Origin of the sequence: Arthrobacter sp. YAF16, assembly GCF_052113385.1 — a bacterium.
Taxonomy (GTDB): Bacteria; Actinomycetota; Actinomycetes; order Actinomycetales; family Micrococcaceae; genus Arthrobacter.
Genome location: NZ_JBFRDC010000001.1, coordinates 1299523 through 1321938, shown reverse-complemented (window position 1 = coordinate 1321938; position 22416 = coordinate 1299523). Strand labels below are relative to the sequence as shown.

The window sequence follows — 22416 nt, the reverse complement described above, 5'->3', positions numbered from 1 at the left end:
GGCCGCCGTCGTCGGTTAAGGCTGCCGACCCTTCAGCGAACCGCCGGGTCGGCTGCGTGCTACTTGGCCGCTTCGAGCAGTTCCGCGCGGACCGTCCTGGTGGCCGTGACCAGGTTGCGCAGCGACTCCTCGGTCTCGGCGTAGCCGCGGGTCTTCAGGCCGCAGTCCGGGTTGACCCAGAGCTGGCGGGACGGGACGTGCTTGACCGCGGTGCTGAGCAGTTCGGTGACTTCCTGCTCGCCCGGGACGCGCGGCGAGTGGATGTCGTAGACGCCCGGGCCCACGCCGCGGCCGAAGCCGTGCGATTCGAGGTCGTGCACAACCTCCATGCGGGAGCGGGCGGCCTCGATCGAGGTCACGTCGGCGTCCAGGCCGTCGATCGCGTCGATGATGGCGCCGAACTCGGAGTAGCACAGGTGCGTGTGGACCTGGGTGGCGTCCGCGGCGCCGGCGGTGGCGAGGCGGAAGGACTTCACGGACCAGTCCAGGTAGGCGGCCTGGTCCGCCTTGCGCAGCGGCAGGAGCTCGCGCAGGGCCGGCTCGTCGACCTGGATGACCTTGATACCGGCCGCCTCCAGGTCCGCGATCTCGTCGCGGAGCGCGAGGGCCACCTGGTTGGCGGTCTCGCCGAGGGGCTGGTCGTCGCGGACGAAGGACCAGGCGAGGATGGTGACCGGCCCGGTGAGCATGCCCTTCATCGGCTTGCTGGTCAGCGACTGCGCGTAGCGGGCCCATTCCACCGTGATCGGGGCGCTGCGGGTGACGTCGCCCCAGAGGATGGACGGGCGGGTGCAGCGCGAGCCGTAGGACTGCACCCAGCCGTGCACGGTGACGTCGAAGCCTTCGAGGTTCTCCGCGAAGTACTGCACCATGTCGTTGCGCTCGGGCTCGCCGTGGACCAGGACGTCGAAGCCGAGCCCCTCCTGCAGCTCCACGACGCGCTTGATCTCATCCTTCATGAGCTGCTCGTACTGTTCGGTGCTGAGCTCGCCCTTGTTGGCGCGGGCCCGGGCGGTGCGGATCTCGGAGGTCTGCGGGAAGGAGCCGATGGTCGTGGTGGGCAGCGGCGGCAGGTGCAGCGCCTCGGTCTGCGCTTCTTCGCGGACCGCGTAGGCGGAGCGGCTGAAGTCCGCGTCGGTCAGGGCAGCGGTGCGGGCACGGACCTCGGCACGGCGGACACCCTCGGCCTCGGCGCGGGAGGCGATGATGCGGGTGGCCTCCTCGATGGCCGGGCGGACGGCGTCGGCATCGCTCAGCAGCCCGGCGAGGGTGACGACCTCGGTGGCCTTCTGGTCGGCGAAGGCCAGCCAGCTGCGCAGCTGCGCGGAGAGCTGGACTTCCTCGTCGACGTCGTGCGGGACGTGCTGGGTGGACGTGGAGGTGCTGATGGCGAGCTTCGCCACCGACTTCTGCAGCTCGGCGATCTTCGCGGCCGAGGCCGACAGGTCATTGCGCCAGATATTGTGGCCGTCCACGACGCCGGCCACGAGGGTCTTGTCGCCCAGCGCGGCGAGGGCGGCGGCGGACGGGACGTCGCCCTTGAAGACGTCCAGGTGCAGGGCATCGATGCCGGTCGCCGCGAGGGTGCCGAGCTGGCCGTTGAGCGCACCGTAGGGGGTGGAGACGAACAGCTGCGGACGGTCCGCGGCGCCGGCGAGCACCTCGTAGGAGCGGGCGACGGCGGCCTGGATCTCGTCGGCGGGGGTGTCCTGGTCCACCACGAGGGCGGGCTCGTCGAGCTGGACCCAGCTGGCGCCGGCCGCGGCGAGCTTTTCCAGCAGTGCGGTGTAGACGGGGAGGACGTCCTCGAGGCGGGACAGCGGGTTGAACCCGGCCGGGGCGTCGTCGGAGGCCTTGCTCAGCAGCAGGAAGGTGACCGGGCCGACGATGTACGGGCGGGTCTCCACCCCGTTGGCCAGGGCGTATTCGAATTCTTCGACGATCCGGTTGGACGTCAGCGCGAAGCTGGTCTCGGGGCCGATTTCCGGGACGAGGTAGTGGTAATTGGTGTCGAACCACTTGGTCATTTCCAGCGGCTGCTGGTCCTTGGTGCCGCGGGCCAGGGTGAAGTAGCCGTCGATGTCCAGCTGGCCCTCGGCGTCGAGGAGGTTTCCGAAGCGGGACGGCACGGCGCCGAGGTGGGCGGCGGCGTCGAGCACCTGGTCATAGTAGGAGAAAGTGCCGGGGACGGCGGCGGCTTCGGTCAGGCCGAGGCCCTGGAGGCGCTTGGCGGTGCCCAGCTGGATCTCCTTGGCGGCGGCGTCCAGGGCGGCGGCGTCGATCTTGCCGGCCCAGTAGGCCTCGACGGCCTTCTTGAGCTCGCGGCGGCGGCCGATGCGCGGGTAGCCCAGGATCGAGGCGGCCGGGAACGGGGTGGGGGCAGTGGTGTTGTGGTCAGTCATGGGAAGTCCTAAGAGTTGGTGGTGCTGTGCAGAGGAAAGTTGTGTCTACCGGCGCCGTCAGCTGGCGAGCTGGCGGCGGCCGGCCGGGCGCTGGTGGCTGCTGTGCCGGTTGCCGCTTCGAGGGCGGGGAAGCGCGAGCTTGTCCAGCACCTCGAGGGCGCTGGCGTGCTCGTTGAACGTGTACAGGTGCAGGCCCGGGGCCCCGGCGTCCAGGGCCGCGTTGGCCAGGTCCACGGTGGCGCTGACCCCGATCCGGTTGCGTTCGGCGTCGGTATCGGCGGCTGCCAGCCGCTCAATCAGCTCCGGCGCCGGTTCGACGCCGGTCAGTTCGCCCAGCCGGGTGAGCCGCCGGATGCTGGTCAGCGGCATGACCCCGGGGACGATCGGGATGGTGACGCCGGCCCGGCGTGCCCGGGACAGCAGCTGGGCGTACTGCTCGGTGTGGAAGAAGACCTGGGTGATGGCGAAGTCCGCGCCGGAGCGCTGCTTGGCCAGCAGCACCTCGACGTCGTGCGCCTCACTCGGGGATTCGGGGTGCCGCGTGGGGTAGGCCGCGACGCCGACCGCCACCTTGCCGGCGCAGAGCAGAGCCGAGCGTCGCTGCTCGACGCGGCGGATGAGCTCGATCAGGTCCTGGGCGTAGCGCAGCGAGCCATCGGCCGGGGCGCCGCCGTCCCTGGGCTGGTCGCCGCGCAGGGCGAGAATGCCGCGCACGCCGACGTCGAGCAGTTCGCCGATGATTTCGGCCAGCTCCTGGGGGGTGTTGCCTACGCAGGTCAGGTGCGCCAGCGGGCGCAGCGTGGTTTCCTGCACCAGGCGGTTGATGAGTTCGACGGCGGTGTTCCGGTTTGAGCCGCTCGCGCCGTAGGTGACGGACACGTAGTCGGGGCTGGTGGCTTCCAGTTCCCCGATGGTGGTCCAGAGCGACTCAGCAGCCGCTGGCGAACGTGGCGGGAAGAGTTCGTAGGACAGGGCGACGGGGGCCGCACCGGCGAGATTTGGATGTGCGTCAATAAGGCTTGGTGGAGACATTTGCGTCCTTGGCTGTGGGCCATTGGTGCCAGCTGGGCCGGAGTCCGGCCGGCGCTGCCGCCAATGAGTTGAGTTTGGGGAACACGGAGGAAACTTCAGCAGGACGCAGCCGCGACTGTTACGCCTGATACGAAGTTGTCCGTGAGCAAATGTCAGGCCCACATGGGGGCACCCACACCCTCCTAGGCCGCCCGTGAATAATTCGCATGGAATTCTTCCAAGAGCCGGCCCGCAGCGGAGGATCGCTGACACGTTACCGCGGTAACTTGTCTACGACTCTAAGGCGCCTGGGAAGGGCATTCAAGTTCTCCGCCGAATTAAGACGCGACTTTACGCCTTCGCGAAGCCTTCCACGGAAGATTCTTCGCCTATCATGCCGATTATGTGGGCTGACGTTGTCCCGGAACCGGGGCCCTATCGGCCCTCCCCATGTCCGCGGCGCAGGTCTATCCTGAGGGCATGATCCAGCTTCCAGCCAGTTACCAGGAGTATCTCGCCGGCAAGAGCGAGAGCGTCATCAACACCGTCCGCCCGATCCTGATGCAGTCGGCGGCTGACAAGTTGCACGGGGTCCGGGTGGTGGTGCACCCGCACGACCACCAGGCGCATCTTGATGACACCATCCCGTTCGGGACCGTCATCGAGGACATCGACTGACGGATTCCGTTCCCGGCACTGGAGAGGAAGCTCCCGGCTAGCGCTCCAGCAGGAGGCGCTGCGAGCGCGGCGCCAGGGTGTGCTCAAGAACCAGGCAGGCGGCACCGATGGCACCCACATCCTCGCCCACGCCCGTGCCCACCACTTCGATCCCGTGGATTTTGCGGGTGGCGCTGTTTTCCGCCACAAGGTCAGGGACCAGGTTCAGGTACGTCTCCGAGAGACAGCTCCAGAACGGTCCCCCGAAGACGACCCGGTCCACGTCCAGGGTGTTGGTGATCACGGACACTGCCCGGGCCACAAGCACGGCGGAGCTGTCGATAATCTCTGCGGCCTTTTTGTCGCCCCCGTACGCCTGGGCACAGAGCTGGGCGAACCGTTCCTGGACGGCAGGACCGCTGTTACTCCCGCGCGGTCCATCGAGCACCCCGGCTTCTTCGGCCCGGGCCACGAGCACCTGGGGTATGGCCGTGGACTTCACGCAGCCGCGCAGCCCGCAGTCGCACAGGGCGCCGTCCGGGTCCACCACAATGTGCCCGATTTCGCCGGCGTTTCCGGACGTCCCACGCACCACCTCGTCGTTGAGGACGATTCCGCAGCCGATCCCGGTGCCCATGTACATAAAGATGAAACTCCCGGCCCCGCTGGGACCCCCGGCCCACGTTTCCGCAACCGCCGCGCTGGTGACGTCCTTGTCCACAAGGGTGGACAGTCCCGTGGCTTCTACGAGGGCATCCCGCAACGGGACGCGGTCCCAGCCGAGCAGGAGCGGCGGGTCCACCACCGTGCCCTCGTTGAGGTCGATGGGGCCGGGCGACGCGACGCCGAGGCCGGCGATCTTGGCGGGGTCGACACCGGAATCCGAGATCAGCTGCTTGATTTCGGCGGCGATGGTGTCAATGACGGCACCGGGATCGGCGCCGGACGGCGTTTTGATCCGGGAGTGCTTGACCACGGCCCCCACGAGGTCGAGCACCACGAACGTCGTCACGGCGGGATCCAGATGGACGCCGACGGCATACATGCCAGCGGCGTTCAGGCGAAGCATGGTCCGCGGCTTTCCGGGACCGGTACCCTCCTTGCCCGCCTCGACGATCAGGTTCTGGTCCAGCAGCCGGCGGGAGATGTTGGAGATGGTCTGCGGCGAGAGTCCGACGAGCTGCGCGAGTTCCACCCGGCTAAGGCCGCCCGGGGCGCGCCGGATCGCATCCAGGATAACCGTGAGGTTGAAATCCCCCATCCGTGGGAGGTTCGTTCCGCGCCGCGGCGAGGGTGTTCGGATCTCAGTCACTGATACCTCTAAACGTCTTCGGCCAAGCACTGCTGATGTCAGAATCGTACGTTACCCGCGGCCCCACGCCCCCACCTTCGGCCGTCACAGTCGGTCAGATTTCGCCCGAACGGCCTACCATTACCGGCGCGGGCTCCTACGGCCGTGGCCTGCGGACACTCGCGGTGACGGTAAATTTCGGATTGCGGCCCACCTCCCGGGTGCGGCCGACCAGCCGTTCCAGCGCGGGCTGGTAGTGAAGATGGCTGTTGAACACCGTCCAGAGTTCACCGCCGGGGGCCAGGACCCGGGCCGCGGCTTCGATCAGTTTGATCCCGGCTCCGGCGTGCACCGCGGCGCCGAGATGGAAGGGCGGGTTGAGCAGGACCAGCTCGGCGCATCCGTCCGGCAGGGTGCTCATGGCGTCGTCCTGCAGGACCTCGATCCGGCGGTCCAGGCCGTTGGCGCGGGCCGTCGCCCGGGCGGAATCGACGGCCGCCGCGGACCGGTCGGTGGCGGTGACCCGGGCCTCCGGATGGCTGCGGGCGTACAGTGCGGCCAGGATGCCGGTGCCGCAGCCGAGGTCGACGGCGTGCCGGACGCCGGGGATCTCCGGCAGGAAATCCAGCAGGAAGCGGGTTCCGATGTCCAGCCCGGTGCCGGCGAACACGGCGCCGCGGGCGCAGACCGTGAGCTCCAGCCCGGTGTTCCGCTCAGAGACGGGGAACGGCGGTGGCCCGTCCATTGCTTTCGCGGCCCGGGCCAGCAGGATCCGTGATTTTTGCCGCGCCAGCTGCGGCTGCACCTCCCCGAAGTAGCGCTCCAGCACAGCGTTCATGCCCAGGCTCATGTGCTTGACCCGGCCGCCGGCGAGCAGCACCACCCCGGGTGCGGCGTACCGCGCGACGGCGTCGGCGATCTCCTCCAGCTCGGCCAGGGACCGCGGCAGCTGGAGCAGGACCAGGGCGGCGCCCTCCACGGCGTCGGCCAGCGGGAGCTGCTCGAACCCCTCGGTGAGCCCCGTGGCGGCGGCGTTATGCCGCAGCGCGCGTTCGCCCGTGATCAGGTCTTCGTGCACCCGGACCGGGCCGGCGTCGTGCCACCCCAGCGCGAGCACACCGAGGGTCAGTGCACCGTAGCGGTCCCCCACGACGGCGATCCTGCCGCCGGATGCCACCTGGCCGGCGGCCCGCAGTTCGGCGGCGGTGTCCAGCAACAAACGGTCGGTGGCGTCCCAGGCCTGCAGGTTGGCGGCCTCGACGTCGGGGAACCTCCGGAGCCGGGGGAAGAGGGATTCAAGATTGTTGGTAACGGGCACCGCTTTACGTTATCCCGAACCGGCCAGCAGTTTGACGATCCCTGCCACGGCGGCCCGGCCGGCGCGGTTGGCCCCGATGGTGGAGGACGACGGCCCGTAGCCGACGAGGTGCACCCGGGGCTCCGCGGCGACCCGGGTGCCGTCCATCGCGATGCCGCCGCCGGGTCCGCGCAGGTGCAGGGGCGCGAGATGTTCCAGCTCGGCGCGGAAGCCCGTTGCCCAGAGGATGACGTCGGCGGACCGGAAGCTGCCGTCCGCCATCCGCACTCCCCCTGGTTCAATGCCGGTGAACATGGGGTGTCGCTTGAGCACGCCGCGGTCCGCGGCGGCGCGCAGGGCCGGTGTCCAGATCAGTCCGGTCGCGGCGACGACGCTCTGCGGCGGCAGCCCCTGCCGGACCCTCTCCTCGACCAGGGCGACGGCGTCGTGGCCTGCCTGCCGGTCGAGAGCGGCGTCGCGCCAGACCGGCTCCCGCCGGGTGAACCAGGTGGTGCCGGTGACCTTGGAGATCTCGTCGAGCAGTCCGACGGCGGAAATGCCGCCGCCCACCACGATCACGTGCTGGCCGCGGAATTCCTCCGCGGACACGTAGTCCGCGACGTGCAGCTGCCTGCCGCGGAAACTGGCCTGGCCCGGATAGATGGGCCAGAACGGGCGCGTCCAGGTGCCGGTGGCGTTGATCAGGGCCCGGGCGGACCAGGTGCCGCGGGAGGTCGTGATGCGCAGGCGTCCGGCCGGGTTGCTGTCCTCGCGGGTGACGGCGTGGACCTTCACGGGCCGTTCGATGGCCAGGCCCAGCCGGGATTCGTAGCCGCCGAAGTAGCGGCTCAGGAAACTCGAACTGGGCTCCTGCGGGTCCACCTGCGGCTGCGCGATGCCGGGGAGGTCGCTGATGCCGTTGACGGTGTCCATCAGCAGGCTTTTCCAACGGTGCCGCCAGGCGCCGCCGGGGCCGTCCTCGGCGTCGAGCACCACATAGCTCAGCGGGTCGGCGGCGCTGTCCGCACCGGCGTTGCCGGAGACGCCGGCCGGGACGCCGCCCGGGACGAAGCCGCGGCGCTGCAGATGGTAGGCGGCGGACAGCCCCGCTTGGCCGGCACCGATGACCACGACGTCGGCGGAGATTACGGGCGCTTCCGGTTGGCCCGGACGCGGTTCAAGAATGGCGGGTCCCCCGCTTAGCTCTTCTTGACGACGCTGGACTTGAGTTGCATGGGTCCGACGCCGTCGACCTTGCAGTCGATGTCATGGTCTCCAACGCCGTCCATGAGGCGGATTCCGCGTACTTTGGTCCCGACCTTGATGACAGTGGAGCTGCCCTTGATTTTCAGGTCCTTGATGACCGTTACGGTGTCACCATCGGCCAGCACGTTGCCCACCGCGTCCTTGATGACTCGCGCGGCCCGGGCACCGGCTTCGGCCTCCGCCGCATCGGCAGCAGCGGACCACTCATGGCCGCATTCGGGGCAGACCAGCAGGGCACCCAGCTCGTAGCTGTATGTACTGGAGCATTCGGGGCACGGCGGCAGGGAGTCGTTCACGGTCCCCATCCTAATTGAGCGTTAACTAAGCGAGGCCCCGCTCAGAGAGCGGGACCTCGTTCGGTGGAGCTGAGGGGACTCGAACCCCTGACCCCCTGCATGCCATGCAGGTGCGCTACCAGCTGCGCCACAGCCCCGAAACTGCCGCTGACCGGGACCTTCAAAGAGCCGGTTCGATCAAGCAACCTGATTAGCTTAATCTACATTTGCCGCCGACGCTAATCGGCGTGCGGCGTGTCGGGCCGGACCGCTGTACGCACGCCTCCGGGCGGGGAGGGCACAAAAAAATCCGCCGGAATCTTTCGATTCCGGCGGATTATCCGGTGGAGCTGAGGGGACTCGAACCCCTGACCCCCTGCATGCCATGCAGGTGCGCTACCAGCTGCGCCACAGCCCCGAATTTTCGCTGCTCCGACTTCGTTCTCTCCGAAGCAACTCAAATATCTTAGATCAGCACTTCTGAAAATTCCAAATCGGGCATATTCAGGGTTTTGCGCTGCTGGCTGCCGCGCCGCCTACTCGGATTCGGTGGCGGCAGTGGCCTTCGCCGAGGCGTCGTCACCGAGCTGGAGGTCCACGACGGGGCAGTCCTTCCAGAGGCGCTCCAGGGCGTAGAACACGCGGTCTTCCTCGTGCTGGACGTGGATGACGACGTCGGCGTAGTCCAGCAGCACCCAGCGTCCGCCGGAGCGTCCTTCGCGGCGCACGGGCTTGAGGTCGAACTTGGACAGTTCATCCTCGATGCCGTCGACGATCGCGTTGACCTGTCGCTCCGACGGTGCCGAGGCGATCAGGAAGACGTCGGCGAGGGCAAGCCGCTCGCTGACGTCGAGGGCCACAATGTCCTCGGCCAATTTTTCCGCGGCAGCACGGGCTGCGTGGCGGGCTGTGGCGATGGATGAATCGGTTGCAGTCACGGGACTCCTTGTTGAATGTAAAAGCATTGAATGTCGAAAGCTGTTGGAATGAAAAGCTGTGTGCTGGAACCGCTGCTGGGACCGGAAGGCTACCGAAGCAGCCCGGCGCCGCCGCGGCGGAGCGGCTAGTGCGCCAGTCCGGTGACGATCAGGATGATGCCGGCAATCAGCGCCAGCACGCCGAGGGCCAGAACGCCGAGCTGAAGGGCTCGCAGACGCCGCGCCCGGCCCAATCCGGCCGTGGCCGCGTCGAGCGGATCGAGGCCGTAGGCGGCGTTGGCAGCGACCGGCGGACGTGCCGCAAAATCTTCCTCCACCGCCGGGGCACTGGGATTTTCGGGGGCGGCTGCCGCAGCCGGGCGGCGGACCTGTGCGGCCTGCGCGGCCGCCTCCGCGCGTGCCAGGACACCGGAGCGGCCGTTGACCGGAGCGGCATCCCGCTTGCGGGCCTGGCCGGGACGGCGCGAGGTGCGTGGAGGCTGGACCTTCGGGCTGGAGTTGGTGACCAGCGGGACATACGACGTGGCAGGGCGCTTCATTACTGGCCGCTCCACGCCGGGGACCTCGACAAATTCCAGCGGCGTCACCATGGCGAGGTTGCTGGCGGTCGAGGGATCGTTCTTAGGCTGTTCGCTGCGCGGCTGGGCGGGCCGGTTGTTCTGCTCGGCCAGCTTTTGCTTCGCGGCCGCGCGGCGGTTGAGCACCGCCGCCCGCTCGGCGAGGGCAATCTGCTCCGCCAGAATCTCCGGGTCGACGGCGTCCGGATCAGTGGCGGCAATGTGCTCCATCTTCGCCATCTGGTTGCGGGCCTGCTCGGCGAGCAGTTCGCGCGCGGCGAGGGCCTGCTCGACGCTCATTCCCTCCGGCAGCTTTCCGCCGCGGCCGGGACCGGGTTCGCCGTCGCCCTGGTTCGGGGCGGCGGCAGCCTCCGCCGGCGTCGGGACCGCGTCAGCGGACGTTTCCGTGCCGGCCGGCGGCTTGGCAGCCGCTCCCACTACCGGGTGCGAGCGGGTTCGCGGGCTGGGCATCGACACGATCGGTTTGGCCGAGGTGGCAGGTGCGGTCTCCTCGGCAAGCTGCTGGAGCCGGAGTTGGCGGCGCGTGGGCGCACCGCCGGGCGAAAGCTGCCCCTCTTTCTCCGCAAGTTCCTTGATGGTCCGCAGCGCGGCGCGGTCGCGGGCGCGGATCTGGGAGGACCGTTCGGCGGCGGAAGTAGTCCGGACGGAATCCACCGGGCCTGGGACGCGGCGGCGGCCGGTGGTCTCGGCCTCGGTCGGTTCCTCGGGACGTCCGGAGAAGGAGGGATCCGCGCCGGCCTGCCGGGAGCCGGAACCCCCGCCGTCCTGATTCCGGGCAGCCTGATCCGCGCCAGCACCCGCGGTACCGGCGCCGGGGTTCACTTCCTGGCGTTCATCCCTGGCCTGGCGCAATTCGCGGCGGCTGCGGATGGGAGGCTGTTCCTGACTCATTGAAGGCTCATTCGGTGCTGGCGGTTTGGTTTATTTCGAGGGCAGCCCGGGATTCCCGGAAATCCGGCCCGGGATCGGGCTGGCCGTCGTACAGGTCGTACTTGGCGATGTACTGGACCACGCCGTCCGGCACGAGGTACCAGACAGGATTTCCAGCGGCGACGCGTGCCCGGCAGTCCGTGGAGGAGATCGCCATGGCCGGGACCTCGAGCAGGCTGACATCATCGCGGCCCATGCCGTCCAGCACGTGCCCGGGGCGGGTCACACCGACGAAGTGCGCCAAGGACCACAGTTCGTCAATGTCTTTCCAGGACAGGATCTGGGCCAGCGCGTCCGCGCCGGTGATGAAGAACAGATCGGCGTCCGGCCGCAGCGTGCGCAGGTCGCGCAGGGTGTCAATGGTGTAGGTGGGACCCGGGCGGTCGACGTCAACCCGGCTCACCGTGAACCGGGGGTTCGAGGCCGTGGCGATGACCGTCATCAGGTACCGGTGCTCGGCCTCGCTGACCTTCTTGCTGCTCTTCTGCCAGGGCTGGCCGGTGGGAACGAACACCACCTCGTCGAGGCCGAACTTCGCCGCGACCTCACTGGCCGCGACGAGGTGACCATGATGGATCGGATCAAACGTGCCGCCCATCACACCCAGCCGCAGGCGGCGCTTCGCGCCGTGCTGCTTCACTTTGGCGGAAATATTAGTGGCCCTGGCCGTGGTCGTGCTTGTTCGGGTGCTGGCGGTGCGGATCCGCGTGCTCCTCGACGGCTTCGTGGCGCTTGCCGAGGTTGCCGTAGGACAGCGTGATGAACATCAGGACCAGCAGGATCACGAACATGGAGCCGCCAATGACGAACGGCGGCGCAATGAGCGGCGCGAGCTCCTCATGTTCAACGGCTGCGGCGATGGACGTGGTGATCTGCTGCAACAGCATGTTCTCCCCTAGTGACTTCACAAATTAATTGCGGTTTTGCGACGACGGAGGTCCCCGCCGTTCCTGGCTTCTGTTCCATGTTACCGCGTTGCTAGGCCCGGACCTGGCCTTCGCCCTGCACGATCCACTTCGTGGTGGTGAGCTCGGTCAGCCCCATCGGACCGCGGGCATGCAGCTTTTGCGTCGAAATGCCCACTTCGGCGCCGAGGCCCAGCTCCCCGCCGTCGGTGAACCGCGTTGAGGCGTTCACGATTACCGCAGCCGAGTCCACCTCCGCGATGAAGCGCTCGGCATTGGCGAGGTCGTTGGTGAGGATCGCCTCGGTATGCCCGGTGGACCAGGTGCGGATGTGTTCCACGGCCTCGTCGAGGCTGTCCACCATGGCCACCGCCAGGTCCAGGTCCATGTATTCGGTAGCCCAATCCACCTCGGTGGCCGGCACGGACTCCACTGCGGCCGGGAGCGCGGCGCGGATCCGGTCGTCTGTGTGCAGAGTCACGCCGGCGGCGCGCAGGGCGGCGGCGACGGCGGGCAGCACGGTGGAAGCGGAATGGACCAGCAGCGTCTCCACGGTGTTGCACACGCTGGGCCGCTGGGTCTTGGCGTTGAGCAGGATCTCGACGGCCATCTCCTCGTCCGCGGAGGCGTCGAGGAAAATGTGCACGTTGCCTTCGCCGGTTTCGATGACCGGCACCGAGGAGTTCGTCACCACGGTCTGGATCAGCTCGCGTCCGCCGCGGGGAATGAGCACGTCGACACGGCCGCGGGCACGCATCAGGACGTTTGCGCCGTCGCGGCCGTACTGGTCAACGCTCTGGACGGCGTCCGCCGGCAGGCCCACGGACTCCAGCGCCTCGCGGAGGATGCCGACAAGGGCCTCATTGGTGGCGGCGGCGGCACTTCCGCCCCGCAGGATTACGGCGTTGCCGCTCTTGAGGGCCAGTCCGGCAATGTCCACGGTGACGTTGGGACGCGCCTCGTAGATCGCGGCAACCACGCCCATCGGCACGTTGACCTGGCGCAGGCGCAACCCGTTCGGGAGGGTTTGGCCGCGCACCACGTTGCCCACCGGGTCGGGCAGGTTGGCGAGGTTTTCCAGTGCGGCGGCCAGGCCCTGCACCCGGGTGTCGTTGAGGGTGAGGCGGTCCAGCAGCGCCGCGGAGGTGCCATTGGCCCGGCCGGCGGCGACGTCCGTGGCGTTGGCGGCCAGGATCCGGTCCTTGTGCTCCAGCAGTGCGGCGCCGATGGCGCGCAGCCCCCGGTCCTTCCAGGCCCGGTTGGCGCGGGCCATCCGGCGGGAGGCGGTCCGGGAGCGGTCTGCGACGGCGTGCACGGCGGCTTCGACGTCCGTTGCGGCCGGCGGCAGGCCCCCGGAGGGCGCGTCGTGAACCGGCAGGTCGGGGTGCGAAGTCAGGGCCTCAGTCATGCTCCAAGTTTAGGCGAGGCGGCAGCTTAGACCAGCACCAGGTCGTCAACATGAACAACTTCACGGTCATAGCCGCGGCCCAGCGTCTTGCCGAGTTCACGGGTGGAGCGGCCGAGCATCTGGGGCAGCTCGGCGGCCCCGTAGTTCACCAGGCCGCGGGCGATCACGGCCCCGTCGGCGCCGACCATCTCCACTGCATCGCCGGCTTCGAAGTCCCCGTGCACGGCGGTAATCCCGGCGGGCAGCAGCGAGGTGTGGCGGTCGCGCACGGCGCGGACGGCGCCGTCGTCGAGTACCAAAGTGCCTTGCACGGACGCCAGGTGGGCAAGCCAGAGCAGCCGGATTGGCTTGCGGGCGCCGTTGACGGAGAACCAGGTTCCCACGTCCTCCCCCGCCAGCGCGGCGGCGGCGTTCGCGGTGGAGGTCACGAGGGCGCTGATCCCGGAGCCGGCGGCGATGGACGCGGCCTCGACCTTGGTGACCATTCCGCCGGTGCCGACTCCGGCCTTGCCGGTGCTGCCGATCGAGATGCCTTCGAGGTCGTGCGGGCCGGAGACGTGGGCAATCCGCTTGGCGCCGTGCGAGGGCGGCCCGTCGTAGAGCGAATCGACGTCGGAGAGGAGCACGAGGGCGTCGGCACGGACCAAGTGCGCCACGAGGGCCGCGAGCCGGTCGTTGTCGCCGAAGCGGATCTCGTGGGTCGCGACAGTGTCGTTTTCGTTGACCACGGGGACGACGCCAAGGTTCAGCAGCCGGTCCAGGGCGCGGAAGGCGTTGGTGTGCTGGCTGCGGCGCATGAAATCGTCCGCGGTCAGCAGCACCTGGCTCACCGTGACGCCGTGTGCGCCGAAAGCGTGGGTGTAGCGGGCCATCAACAGGCCCTGGCCCACGCTCGCGGCGGCCTGCTGGGTGGCGAGGTCGCGTGGGCGCTTTTCGAGCCCCAGCGGCGCCAGCCCGGCGGCGATCGCCCCGGAGGAGACCAGGATGATCTCGGTGCCCGCGTTGCGCTTGTGCGCGAGGGCGTCCGCTAGGTCGCTCAGGGCTTCCTCGGCGATGCCGCCCTTGATGGACGTCAGCGAGGAAGACCCGACCTTGACCACGATTCGGCGGGCGCCGGAGAGCAGGGTGCGGCTGGGGACCGCCGCCGCTCCGGGCACGACGACGGCGTTACTCGTCATCGGCTTCGCCGAGTCCACTCTCCTTGAGCGGCTGCGGGGCGCGGCGGGCACTGACCGATTCGGTCCAGATGCCGGCCTTGCGCTCGGCCTCCAGCTCGGCCCGGGCGGCGGCCTTCGCGTCGCGGCGTTCCTGCTGCTCGTCGCGCTTCTGGCCACGGGTGGGGCGGTCGCCGATGTCCGCGAAGCGCACGTCGGTGCCGCGCGGGGAGGCCAGCAGTTCGGCGCCGGCCATCATGGTCGGCTCCCAGTCGAAGACGACGCCGTCGTCCTCGCCGATGACCACCATATCGCCGGGCTTGGCGCCCTGCTTGAACAATTCGTTCTCGACGCCGAGCTTAGCGAGGCGGTCAGCGAGGTAGCCGATGGCTTCCTCGTTGGTGAAGTCGGTCTGCTTGACCCAGCGCACGGGCTTCTCGCCGAGCACGCGGAACAGCGGCTCCAGGTTCTTTTCCTCGCGGCGGATCGTGAAGCCGCTCTCGTTGACGGCGCGCGGGCGCAGCACGGGGGCCTGGACCTTCGGCGGCGTGGCGGCCACGGCGTCGCGGGCGGCCTTGACGATCTCGGCCATGGCGAAGCCCAGCTGGCGGAGTCCCTCGTGGCTCGTGGCGGAGATTTCGAAGACCTTGTAGCCGCGCTTTTCGAGTTCCGGGCGGACGAACTCGGCCATGTCCTTGCCGTCCGGCAGGTCGACCTTGTTCAGGGCGATCAGGCGGGGGCGGTGGTTCAGCGGCACGACTTCACCGTCGGTGCCGGCGTAGCTCATGTCCACGGCGTACTTTTCGAGCTCGGCTTCGATCACGGCGAGGTCCGAGAGCGGGTCACGGTCCGATTCCAGCGTGCCGCAGTCCAGCACGTGCACGAGCGCGGCGCAGCGTTCGACGTGGCGCAGGAAGTGATGGCCCAGGCCCTTGCCTTCGCTGGCGCCTTCGATCAGGCCCGGGACGTCGGCGATGGTGAAGCGCACGTCGCCGGCCTGGACGACGCCGAGGTTGGGGATCAGGGTGGTGAACGGGTAGTCGGCAATCTTGGGCCGCGCGGCGGACATCGCGGCGATCAGGCTGGACTTGCCGGCGGACGGGAAGCCGACCAGGGCGATGTCCGCGATGGACTTCAGCTCCAGGACGATGTCGCTGGATTCGCCCTCGATGCCCAGCAGCGCGAAGCCGGGGGCCCGGCGCTTCTGCGAGGACAGCGAGGCGTTGCCGAGGCCGCCGATGCCGCCGGCAGCGGCGACGTACTCGGTGCCTTCGCCCACCATGTCGGCCAGGACGGTGCCGTCCTTGCTCTTGACGACCGTGCCCTCGGGCACGGGCAGGACCAGGGTCTCGCCGTTCTTGCCGCCGCGCCAGTCACCCATGCCGGGGCCGCCGTTGGTGGCGTGCCGGTGCGGGGCGTGGTGGTAGTCGAGCAGGGTGGTGGTCTGGGGATCCACGCGCAGGATGACGTCGCCGCCGTTGCCGCCGTTGCCGCCGTCGGGACCGCCGAGGGGCTTGAACTTCTCGCGGTGGACGGAGACACAGCCATGGCCGCCGGTACCGCCGGATACGTGCAGTACTACCCGGTCTACAAAGCTCGCCACGTGGATCTCCTCAGTGCTGTTCCTCGGGCCCGCAAGGGGCCCAAGATGATTGTAATGCGGTTAAAACACCGGTGGAGCGGACCTACTGGTCCGCCCCACCGATTTAGAACTTGTTGTTACTCTGCAGCTGCAGCAGCCACGATGTTCACAACGCGACGACCACGGCGGGTGCCGAACTCGACAGCGCCGGGGGTCAGTGCGAACAGGGTGTCGTCGCCGCCGCGGCCAACGCCGGCGCCCGGGTGGAAGTGGGTGCCACGCTGGCGGACGATGATCTCGCCTGCGGAAACTACCTGGCCGCCGAAGCGCTTGACGCCGAGGTACTGGGCGTTGGAGTCACGACCGTTGCGAGTGGAGCTCGCGCCTTTTTTATGTGCCATTAGAAATGCCTGCCTTTAAAATTCTGGGGAATCTGCTGAAAACCTGAACAGTAACGTTAGTTACTTGATACCGGTGATCTTGACCTTGGTCAGTTCCTGACGGTGACCCTGGCGCTTCTTGTAACCGGTCTTGTTCTTGAACTTCTGGATGACGATCTTCGGACCACGGAGGTCTTCGAGGATCTCAGCCGTAACCGTTACCTTGGCCAGGTCCTTGGCTGCAGACGTGACCTTGTCACCGTCCACCAGGAGCAGTGCGGGCAACTCAAAAGTGCTGCCGGCTCCACCGGGGACGCGGTTCAGGGTAACGAAGTCTCCAACGGAAACCTTCTCTTGGCGGCCGCCTGCGCGGACAATCGCGTACACCACTGGGGAACTCACTTCTCTCGACGTTTATTACTAGATTTGCGTGCGGAACCTGGGGCCCAAATGCTTGGACCGGCTCACGCTGTGCCTCAACGCCGGTGGATTCCCCGGGGGAACCCATGAGCTATCCTGCGGAAAAGTCCTGCCCGTAATACGGGTGAACTGTTCCTCAAGGTCATAACCCAAGTGTTGGCGTAAGCACCGAAGATCTAGACTACGCTAATTTTGCCTTCGGCCGCAAACGAGGCTGGTCCCGGCAGGTAGTGCGTGACGGACGCCACACCCTGCGCCCGGGGGCCAAAGTTATGGTGCCGCAGCGACTTCCGGAACCGCGCCCAACTATCCTACCGGCTGCTTCGCGTAGCGCGGCTCAGGCGTGCAGCCTCGGCGCGTCGAAGAACTCCACCTCGTAGCGGGAGGACTGCCTGAACGCCACCGCCATGGCGCTGCGTTCCGCCTCGGAGCCTCTACGGGCCGCCGCGTCCGTGTACCTGATCGCCTGCCGCGTCGCCTCCGCGAAGGCCTCGTCCGCATAGGTGCGCAGCCACTCCGCGTAGGGATGCGTTGCCGGTGCGCCGGCAGCGAGGAACTCGCGATGCAGCGTGGCGCCGACCTCCGCGTAGAGCCAGAAGCACGGCAGCGCCGCGGCCACGAGCACGCCGTAGCTGCCGGCGAGCGATGCCGCGTGCAGATGGTCCACGTACGCCTTGGTCACCGGTCCCAGCTGGGTCTCGACGGCGCGGCCGGCCAGCCAGTTCCGGTGCAGTTCGGATTCGACTTCGAGGCACTGCTGCGCCGAGCGGGACCAGAAGAGTTGTTCGGCTTCCGACGGCGCCAGGGCCGCCGCGCGGGACAGCACCCGGGAGTAGCCGTTGAGGTACAGGGCGTCCTGGCCGAGGTAGTAGGCGAACTCGGGTTCCGGCAAGGTACCGTCCGCGAGCCCCCGAATGAAGTCCAGGCCGTAGATCGCGTCCAGCCCGTCCGCCGCGTGCCCTGCCAGCAGCGTGGCGAACTCGCCCTCGGCAGGAAGCTGGGGTGCCGCAGCGTGCTGCAGGTGGTGGAAGTGGTGCACGGGGCCGTTGCCGGATCCGACCTCCAGGCGTCCGGCTTCCCGCAACGCACCCAGCAGCCACGGCTTGACCTCCCGCAGCGCTGCCTCCCAGTCCCCCGTCCGGGCCTGGACCGTGGCCAGAGCCGAGGACAGCGAGCAGCCGGTGCCGTGGCTGTTGCGGGTGTCGATCCGCTCGCCCGGCACCACCACCGTCTGCTGGCCGAGCACTCCCCCGGTGTTGACGAGCGCGTCCGGGCAACCGCCGTCGTTCTGGGCGCCGTCGCTCTGGGCTCCGCCGGCCGGCAGGTGGCCTCCCTTGACCAGAACCGTGGTGCCGGCCAGGGCCGCGAGCCGCTTGCCCTGTTCCAGCGCACTGGCCCAGTCCGCGGCGGGCGGCTCCCCCAGCAGCATGCCCAGCTCGGCCAGGTTCGGTGTGATGAGGTCCGCCAGTGGCAGGAGAGCCCGCAGCGCGGTTTCGGCCGATTCCTGGAGCAGCCGGTCGCCGCTCGTCGCCACCATCACCGGGTCCAGGACCACGACGCCGGGGCGCACCTTTTCGAGCCAGGCCCGGACGGCGTCGATCACCGAGTCGTCGCCGAGCATACCGATCTTGACGGCGTCGATGGTGATGTCGTCGCTGATGGCCTCCAGCTGGGCGGTCAGGAACGCTGCCGGCGGTACATGCACCGACCGGACGCCCTGGGTGTTCTGGGCGGTCAGGGCTGTGATGGCAGCCATCCCGTAGCCGCCGTTCGCGGCAATGCTCTTCAGGTCGGCCTGGATGCCGGCACCGCCGGAGGGGTCCGAGCCCGCGATGGCCAGCACCCGCGGAATCCGCGGCGGCGTTGAGGCCCCGCCGTCGGGCTCCGGGAAGACGGACTGCAGGAAGGCTGAGGTTCGGCTAGATGCAGGCTGGGTTGTTGAAGACAAGAGACATCCCTTCGCCGGTGCTAACCGGACAGGTTCAACGGGTCTGGATCTCAGCCGGCTCGATGCGCGGCACCCCGTGTCAGTCCCCCAGCCTAGCGTTCCTCGCCGGCAACCCCGCTAAATTTCAGCCCGTCCCCTTAACGCACTCGCGGGTTCCGTCCGGGGTCGACGTGATGTTACGTCGATCCCGGACGGAACCCGCGAGTGGTGGTGCCTGCTTGGTCCTAGAGCTCCGACGCCGGGACGCCGACGCCGAGGATGATCGGCTCGTTGGCGGCGGGCTTGGCGGCCACCTTCGCCGGCTCCGGGGCCTTGGCCTCATGGACCGAGACGGCCTCAACCGACGGAGCGGTCTCGCGCTGCTGCACGGACGTCTCGTTGGCGGCGCCCTGGGCTCGGCTGGCGCTCCGGTTCCGGCGCACCCGTCGGGGTCCGGTGGTGTCCGGGGCCTGGGCCTGGGCCGCAGGGGCCTTGCGGGCTTCCTGGCGTACCGGGGCCTGGGCCGCAGGAGCCTTGCGGGCTTCCTGGCGGGCCGGCGCCTGGGCCGCGGGGGCCTTCGCAGCTTCCTGGCGAGCCGGGGCCGGGGCCTCGGCCTCGGCGGTACGTACACTCGGCGGCTGGATCCGCGCCGTCCTGGCGCGGCCGCGGCCCCGGGTGGCGCGGGACGGCGCTGCAGCTGCAGGCGCAGCGTGCTCCGCCGCGTGCTCGGCCGTGGGAACCTCGGCTGCGGGCGACTCGGCAACCGGAGCCGCGGCGGCTGGCTTGCCGGTCTCGGCGTCGCCCAGGTGGGCGAACGCTTCGGTCAGCAGGTCCAGGGTCAGCGCGGGCTGCGGGGTTTCCTCGGCGTGCTCGACGAAGGGCAAGGCAACCTGTTCGCCGCCGAAGGTCAGCACGGCCGCGGGACGACCCGCTGCCTCCTCCGACGAAGCGAGTTCCACGGCGGCGTCGAGCGCGGCCTGGCGGGTTTCGGCGTCGGGAGCTGCTGTCGCTTCACCATCGTGCAGGTGGGCAGCGTGCGCCGCGGCGGCGATGTTGGCCAGCGCGGCGCGCGTCGCCTCTGCCTTGGCGTGGCGCTCCGCCTCGGTGGGCTCGGCGTGCACGGCGACGGGTGCGGACGGCATGGCTTCGCCGCCCTGGCCGCCCTTGCCGCGGCGACGCTTGCGCTCACTGCGTGCGGCGGGCTGGTGCTCGGTCCGCGGGACGTGGTGTTCTGCGGCGACGGTGTTGGCACGGCGGTGTTCCACGGGCTCGTCGTGGGTGACGATGCCGCGGCCGGCGCAGGCCTCGCACTGTTCGCCGAAGACTTCGAGCAGCCCGGTGCCCATCCGCTTGCGGGTCATCTGCACGAGGCCCAGCGAGGTCACCTCGGCAACCTGGTGCTTGGTCCGGTCCCGGCCTAGGCACTCCACCATGCGTCGCAGCACGAGGTCGCGGTTGGATTCCAGCACCATGTCGATGAAGTCGATCACGATGATGCCGCCGATGTCACGCAGCCTCAGCTGCCGGACGACTTCCTCGGCCGCTTCGAGGTTGTTCTTGGTGACGGTTTCCTCGAGGTTGCCGCCGCTGCCGGTGAACTTGCCGGTGTTGACGTCCACCACGGTCATGGCTTCGGTGCGGTCGATCACGAGCGAGCCGCCGGAGGGCAGGAAGACCTTGCGGTCCAGTGCTTTGTGGATCTGCTCGTCGATGCGCCACGCAGCGAAGATGTCTGTGTCCTTGGTCCACTTCTCAAGCCGGCCCACCAGGTCCGGTGCCACGTAGGTGACGTAGGCCTCGATGGTGTCCCAGGCTTCCTCGCCGGAGACGATCAGCTTGGAGAAGTCCTCGTTGAAAACGTCGCGGACCACCTTGATGGTCAGGTCAGGTTCGCCGTAGAGCAGCTCGGGGGCGAGGATCTTGGTGGACGTGGACTGGCTTTCGATGCCCTCCCACTGGGCTCGCAACCGGTTGATGTCATGCGTCAGCTCTTCTTCCGAAGCGCCCTCGGCCGCGGTGCGGACAATGACACCGGCGTCTTCCGGCAGGCGGTCCTTGAGGATCCGCTTGAGCCGGTTGCGTTCGACGTCGGGCAGCTTGCGGGAGATGCCGGTCATGGAACCGCCGGGCACGTACACCAGGTAACGGCCGGGCAGCGAGATCTGGCTGGTCAGGCGGGCACCCTTGTGGCCGACCGGGTCCTTGGTGACCTGGACGAGCACGGAGTCGCCGGACTTGAGCGCATTTTCGATCCGCCGCTGCTTGCCTTCGAGGTTGACGGCGTCCCAGTTGACTTCGCCGGCGTACAGCACGGCGTTGCGGCCGCGTCCGATATCGACGAACGCGGCTTCCATGGACGGCAGCACGTTCTGGACCTTGCCCAGGTAGACGTTGCCGATCAAGGAATCCTGCTGGGTCTTGGAGACGAAGTGCTCGGCCAGCACGCCGTCTTCCAGGACGCCGATCTGGATTCTGTCGTCGCGCTGGCGGACGATCATCTGGCGGTCCACGGATTCGCGGCGGGCCAGGAACTCGGCCTCGGTGATGACGGTGCGGCGGCGGCCGGTGTCGCGGGACTCGCGTCGGCGCTGCTTCTTGGCCTCCAGGCGGGTGGAGCCCTTGACGGAGGTGACGCGGTTGTTGACCGGGGCCTCGCTGACCGAGCGCGGCGCCCGGACGCGGGTTACCGTGTTGGGCGGATCGTCGTCCCCGCCGCCGGTCAGTTCGAGATCCTGGTCGCCGCGGCGGCGACGGCGACGGCGGCGCGAGGTCACGCCGTCTTCGAGGGTGCTCTCGGAGTCCTCGCCGGTCTCCGCTGCATCTTCGGCTGCGCCGTCTGCGTCGGTGTCGGCTTCGCCGGTCCGGCTGCGGCCACGGCGTCCACGGCTGCGGCGGCGACGGCGGCTGCCGGCATCCTCGCCCTCGGCTTCTTCGTCTTCTTCTTCTTCGGCTTCCTCGGCAACAGCAGCGGGGGCCGGGGCCGGGCGGATGACGGTGCTCAGATCCGGGGCCTGGAAGATCATCGAGGTGACGGCGCCCGGTGCGAGGAAGAGCGAGGGGGCTCCGGATGTTTCTACAGACGCCTCGGCAGCGGGTGCAGCGTCGGCCGGGGCCTCGACGGGCGCGGCCTCAGGGGCCGGCGCGTCGGAAGCCACGGCGGCGGGAGCCTCGGCCGGGGCCGGGGCTTCTTCCGTCGCTGCAGGCGTCACGGCTGTCTTCGCGCGGGAGGCGCGGCGGCGGACCGGCTTCTCCGGTGCCGCCTCGGCGGCCGGCAGCTCGGCAGGCGCTTCATCGGCGGGAACCGCAGTTTCCGTGCTGGCGGCTGAGTCAGCGAAGGCGGGCAGCACCTCGGGTTCGACCTTCTTCCGCGACCGGCTCCGGCGGGCCGGGGCCTTCGCTTCCGGGGCCGCTTCGGGATTGTCGACGGCGGGGGCGTCAGCAACGACGTCGGACGCGACGGCCGCATCGGCGGCCTCCGCCTTTGGGGCCGCCTTGCGGCGGGACCGGGTGGCCTTCTTGGGCGCCTCCGCGGCGGCGGCTTCCGGTGCTACTTCGGCAACAGCGGCTTCGTCGTTACCGGCTACAAGCTGGTCATTATCCATATGTGGCGACACTCCTGCCCCTGATGTACCGCCACATCCGGCACCCGTGGGGCAAATATTTGTCAACACCCGCAGGCATTGACAGAAGTCAATTGGATACCTCCAGGTTCGCACCGGCAGTGGGGTGCGGCAGCCCTGGAAGGCCGGCAAGATTGCTCTGAACCCGTTGATCTCTCTGTCACAACCAGGTGCCGTCCAATGGCATTGCGGGATAGGCCGGATCGAGGGATCCGAAGTATGCCCTGCTCATCATTGGCGGTCTTGAAAGCAAAGTCGCCGGACCGAAACCCGAATGTGGATCGGGCCCCAGCCAGGTTCATTGTCTCACAGGAGCCGCCAAAGCAGGGCTAAGCGGGACATCCAGTCCGCGCCGCGGACCGAATCACCGGTGAG

18 protein-coding genes, 2 tRNA genes and 1 riboswitch are annotated in these 22416 nt (G+C 68.7%); of the genes, 1 reads left to right on the top strand and 19 read right to left on the bottom strand.

Features of this window, described 5'->3' with window-relative positions:
- Positions 1 to 59 precede the first annotated feature (59 nt).
- Positions 60 to 2402 (bottom strand): 5-methyltetrahydropteroyltriglutamate--homocysteine S-methyltransferase, encoded by a 2343-nt coding sequence (gene metE, locus AB4Y91_RS06180; protein WP_441417586.1) that lies wholly within the window; start codon positions 2400 to 2402, stop codon positions 60 to 62.
- 57 nt (positions 2403 to 2459) lie between these two features.
- A complete protein-coding gene (locus AB4Y91_RS06175) occupies positions 2460 to 3434 on the bottom strand; it encodes a methylenetetrahydrofolate reductase (RefSeq protein ID WP_441417585.1) in 975 nt (324 codons plus the stop codon).
- Between the two features lie 459 nt (positions 3435 to 3893).
- Here AB4Y91_RS06175 and AB4Y91_RS06170 point away from each other — a divergent pair, with 459 nt between their 5' ends.
- On the top strand, positions 3894 to 4091 hold the full coding sequence (locus AB4Y91_RS06170; protein WP_249777074.1) for a hypothetical protein: 198 nt from the start codon (positions 3894 to 3896) through the stop codon (positions 4089 to 4091).
- Positions 4092 to 4128: 37 nt separating this feature from the next.
- Here the strand turns inward: AB4Y91_RS06170 and AB4Y91_RS06165 are convergent, their stop codons facing one another.
- From AB4Y91_RS06165 to AB4Y91_RS06085, 17 genes are all read right to left on the bottom strand, one after another.
- Positions 4129 to 5331, bottom strand: coding sequence for an ROK family transcriptional regulator (locus tag AB4Y91_RS06165; protein ID WP_441417584.1), 1203 nt, complete (start codon positions 5329 to 5331; stop codon positions 4129 to 4131).
- A 187-nt stretch (positions 5332 to 5518) separates the two neighbouring features.
- Complete coding sequence (locus AB4Y91_RS06160) at positions 5519 to 6679, bottom strand: class I SAM-dependent methyltransferase (protein ID WP_441417583.1); 1161 nt, start codon at positions 6677 to 6679, stop codon at positions 5519 to 5521.
- A 9-nt stretch (positions 6680 to 6688) separates the two neighbouring features.
- The gene (locus AB4Y91_RS06155; protein WP_441417582.1) at positions 6689 to 7789 is read right to left on the bottom strand and encodes an NAD(P)-binding domain-containing protein; all 1101 of its coding nucleotides are present in this window, start codon (positions 7787 to 7789) and stop codon (positions 6689 to 6691) included.
- Positions 7790 to 7857: 68 nt separating this feature from the next.
- Positions 7858 to 8220 (bottom strand): zinc ribbon domain-containing protein YjdM, encoded by a 363-nt coding sequence (locus AB4Y91_RS06150; RefSeq protein ID WP_441417581.1) that lies wholly within the window; start codon positions 8218 to 8220, stop codon positions 7858 to 7860.
- Positions 8221 to 8284: 64 nt separating this feature from the next.
- Positions 8285 to 8357, bottom strand: a tRNA-Ala gene (locus AB4Y91_RS06145).
- A 187-nt stretch (positions 8358 to 8544) separates the two neighbouring features.
- A tRNA-Ala gene (locus tag AB4Y91_RS06140) sits at positions 8545 to 8617 on the bottom strand.
- A 118-nt stretch (positions 8618 to 8735) separates the two neighbouring features.
- On the bottom strand, positions 8736 to 9137 hold the full coding sequence (gene rsfS / locus AB4Y91_RS06135) for a ribosome silencing factor (protein ID WP_441417580.1): 402 nt from the start codon (positions 9135 to 9137) through the stop codon (positions 8736 to 8738).
- A gap of 125 nt (positions 9138 to 9262) precedes the next feature.
- Entirely contained in the window at positions 9263 to 10606 is a 1344-nt protein-coding gene (locus AB4Y91_RS06130; protein ID WP_441417579.1) for a hypothetical protein, read from the bottom strand.
- A 7-nt stretch (positions 10607 to 10613) separates the two neighbouring features.
- Complete coding sequence (nadD, locus tag AB4Y91_RS06125; protein WP_441417578.1) at positions 10614 to 11285, bottom strand: nicotinate-nucleotide adenylyltransferase; 672 nt, start codon at positions 11283 to 11285, stop codon at positions 10614 to 10616.
- A 13-nt stretch (positions 11286 to 11298) separates the two neighbouring features.
- Positions 11299 to 11532 carry a hypothetical protein gene (locus AB4Y91_RS06120; protein WP_175320924.1) on the bottom strand — a complete coding sequence of 78 codons (234 nt, stop codon included), beginning with the start codon at positions 11530 to 11532 and terminating at the stop codon, positions 11299 to 11301.
- 91 nt (positions 11533 to 11623) lie between these two features.
- The gene (locus AB4Y91_RS06115) at positions 11624 to 12958 is read right to left on the bottom strand and encodes a glutamate-5-semialdehyde dehydrogenase (RefSeq protein ID WP_441417577.1); all 1335 of its coding nucleotides are present in this window, start codon (positions 12956 to 12958) and stop codon (positions 11624 to 11626) included.
- Between the two features lie 26 nt (positions 12959 to 12984).
- The gene (gene proB / locus AB4Y91_RS06110; protein ID WP_441417576.1) at positions 12985 to 14136 is read right to left on the bottom strand and encodes a glutamate 5-kinase; all 1152 of its coding nucleotides are present in this window, start codon (positions 14134 to 14136) and stop codon (positions 12985 to 12987) included.
- Complete coding sequence (gene obgE, locus AB4Y91_RS06105) at positions 14126 to 15715, bottom strand: GTPase ObgE (RefSeq protein ID WP_441417575.1); 1590 nt, start codon at positions 15713 to 15715, stop codon at positions 14126 to 14128. Before obgE ends, proB begins: the two co-directional genes overlap by 11 nt.
- A gap of 116 nt (positions 15716 to 15831) precedes the next feature.
- Positions 15832 to 16095, bottom strand: coding sequence for a 50S ribosomal protein L27 (gene rpmA, locus AB4Y91_RS06100; RefSeq protein WP_009372867.1), 264 nt, complete (start codon positions 16093 to 16095; stop codon positions 15832 to 15834).
- A 60-nt stretch (positions 16096 to 16155) separates the two neighbouring features.
- Positions 16156 to 16464, bottom strand: coding sequence for a 50S ribosomal protein L21 (gene rplU, locus AB4Y91_RS06095; RefSeq protein ID WP_175321083.1), 309 nt, complete (start codon positions 16462 to 16464; stop codon positions 16156 to 16158).
- A 367-nt stretch (positions 16465 to 16831) separates the two neighbouring features.
- Entirely contained in the window at positions 16832 to 18397 is a 1566-nt protein-coding gene (locus AB4Y91_RS06090; protein WP_441417868.1) for a bifunctional hydroxymethylpyrimidine kinase/phosphomethylpyrimidine kinase, read from the bottom strand.
- Between the two features lie 34 nt (positions 18398 to 18431).
- Positions 18432 to 18529, bottom strand: a riboswitch (TPP riboswitch).
- Between the two features lie 137 nt (positions 18530 to 18666).
- Positions 18667 to 22023 (bottom strand): Rne/Rng family ribonuclease, encoded by a 3357-nt coding sequence (locus AB4Y91_RS06085; RefSeq protein WP_441417574.1) that lies wholly within the window; start codon positions 22021 to 22023, stop codon positions 18667 to 18669.
- Between the last annotated feature and the right edge of the window lie 393 nt (positions 22024 to 22416).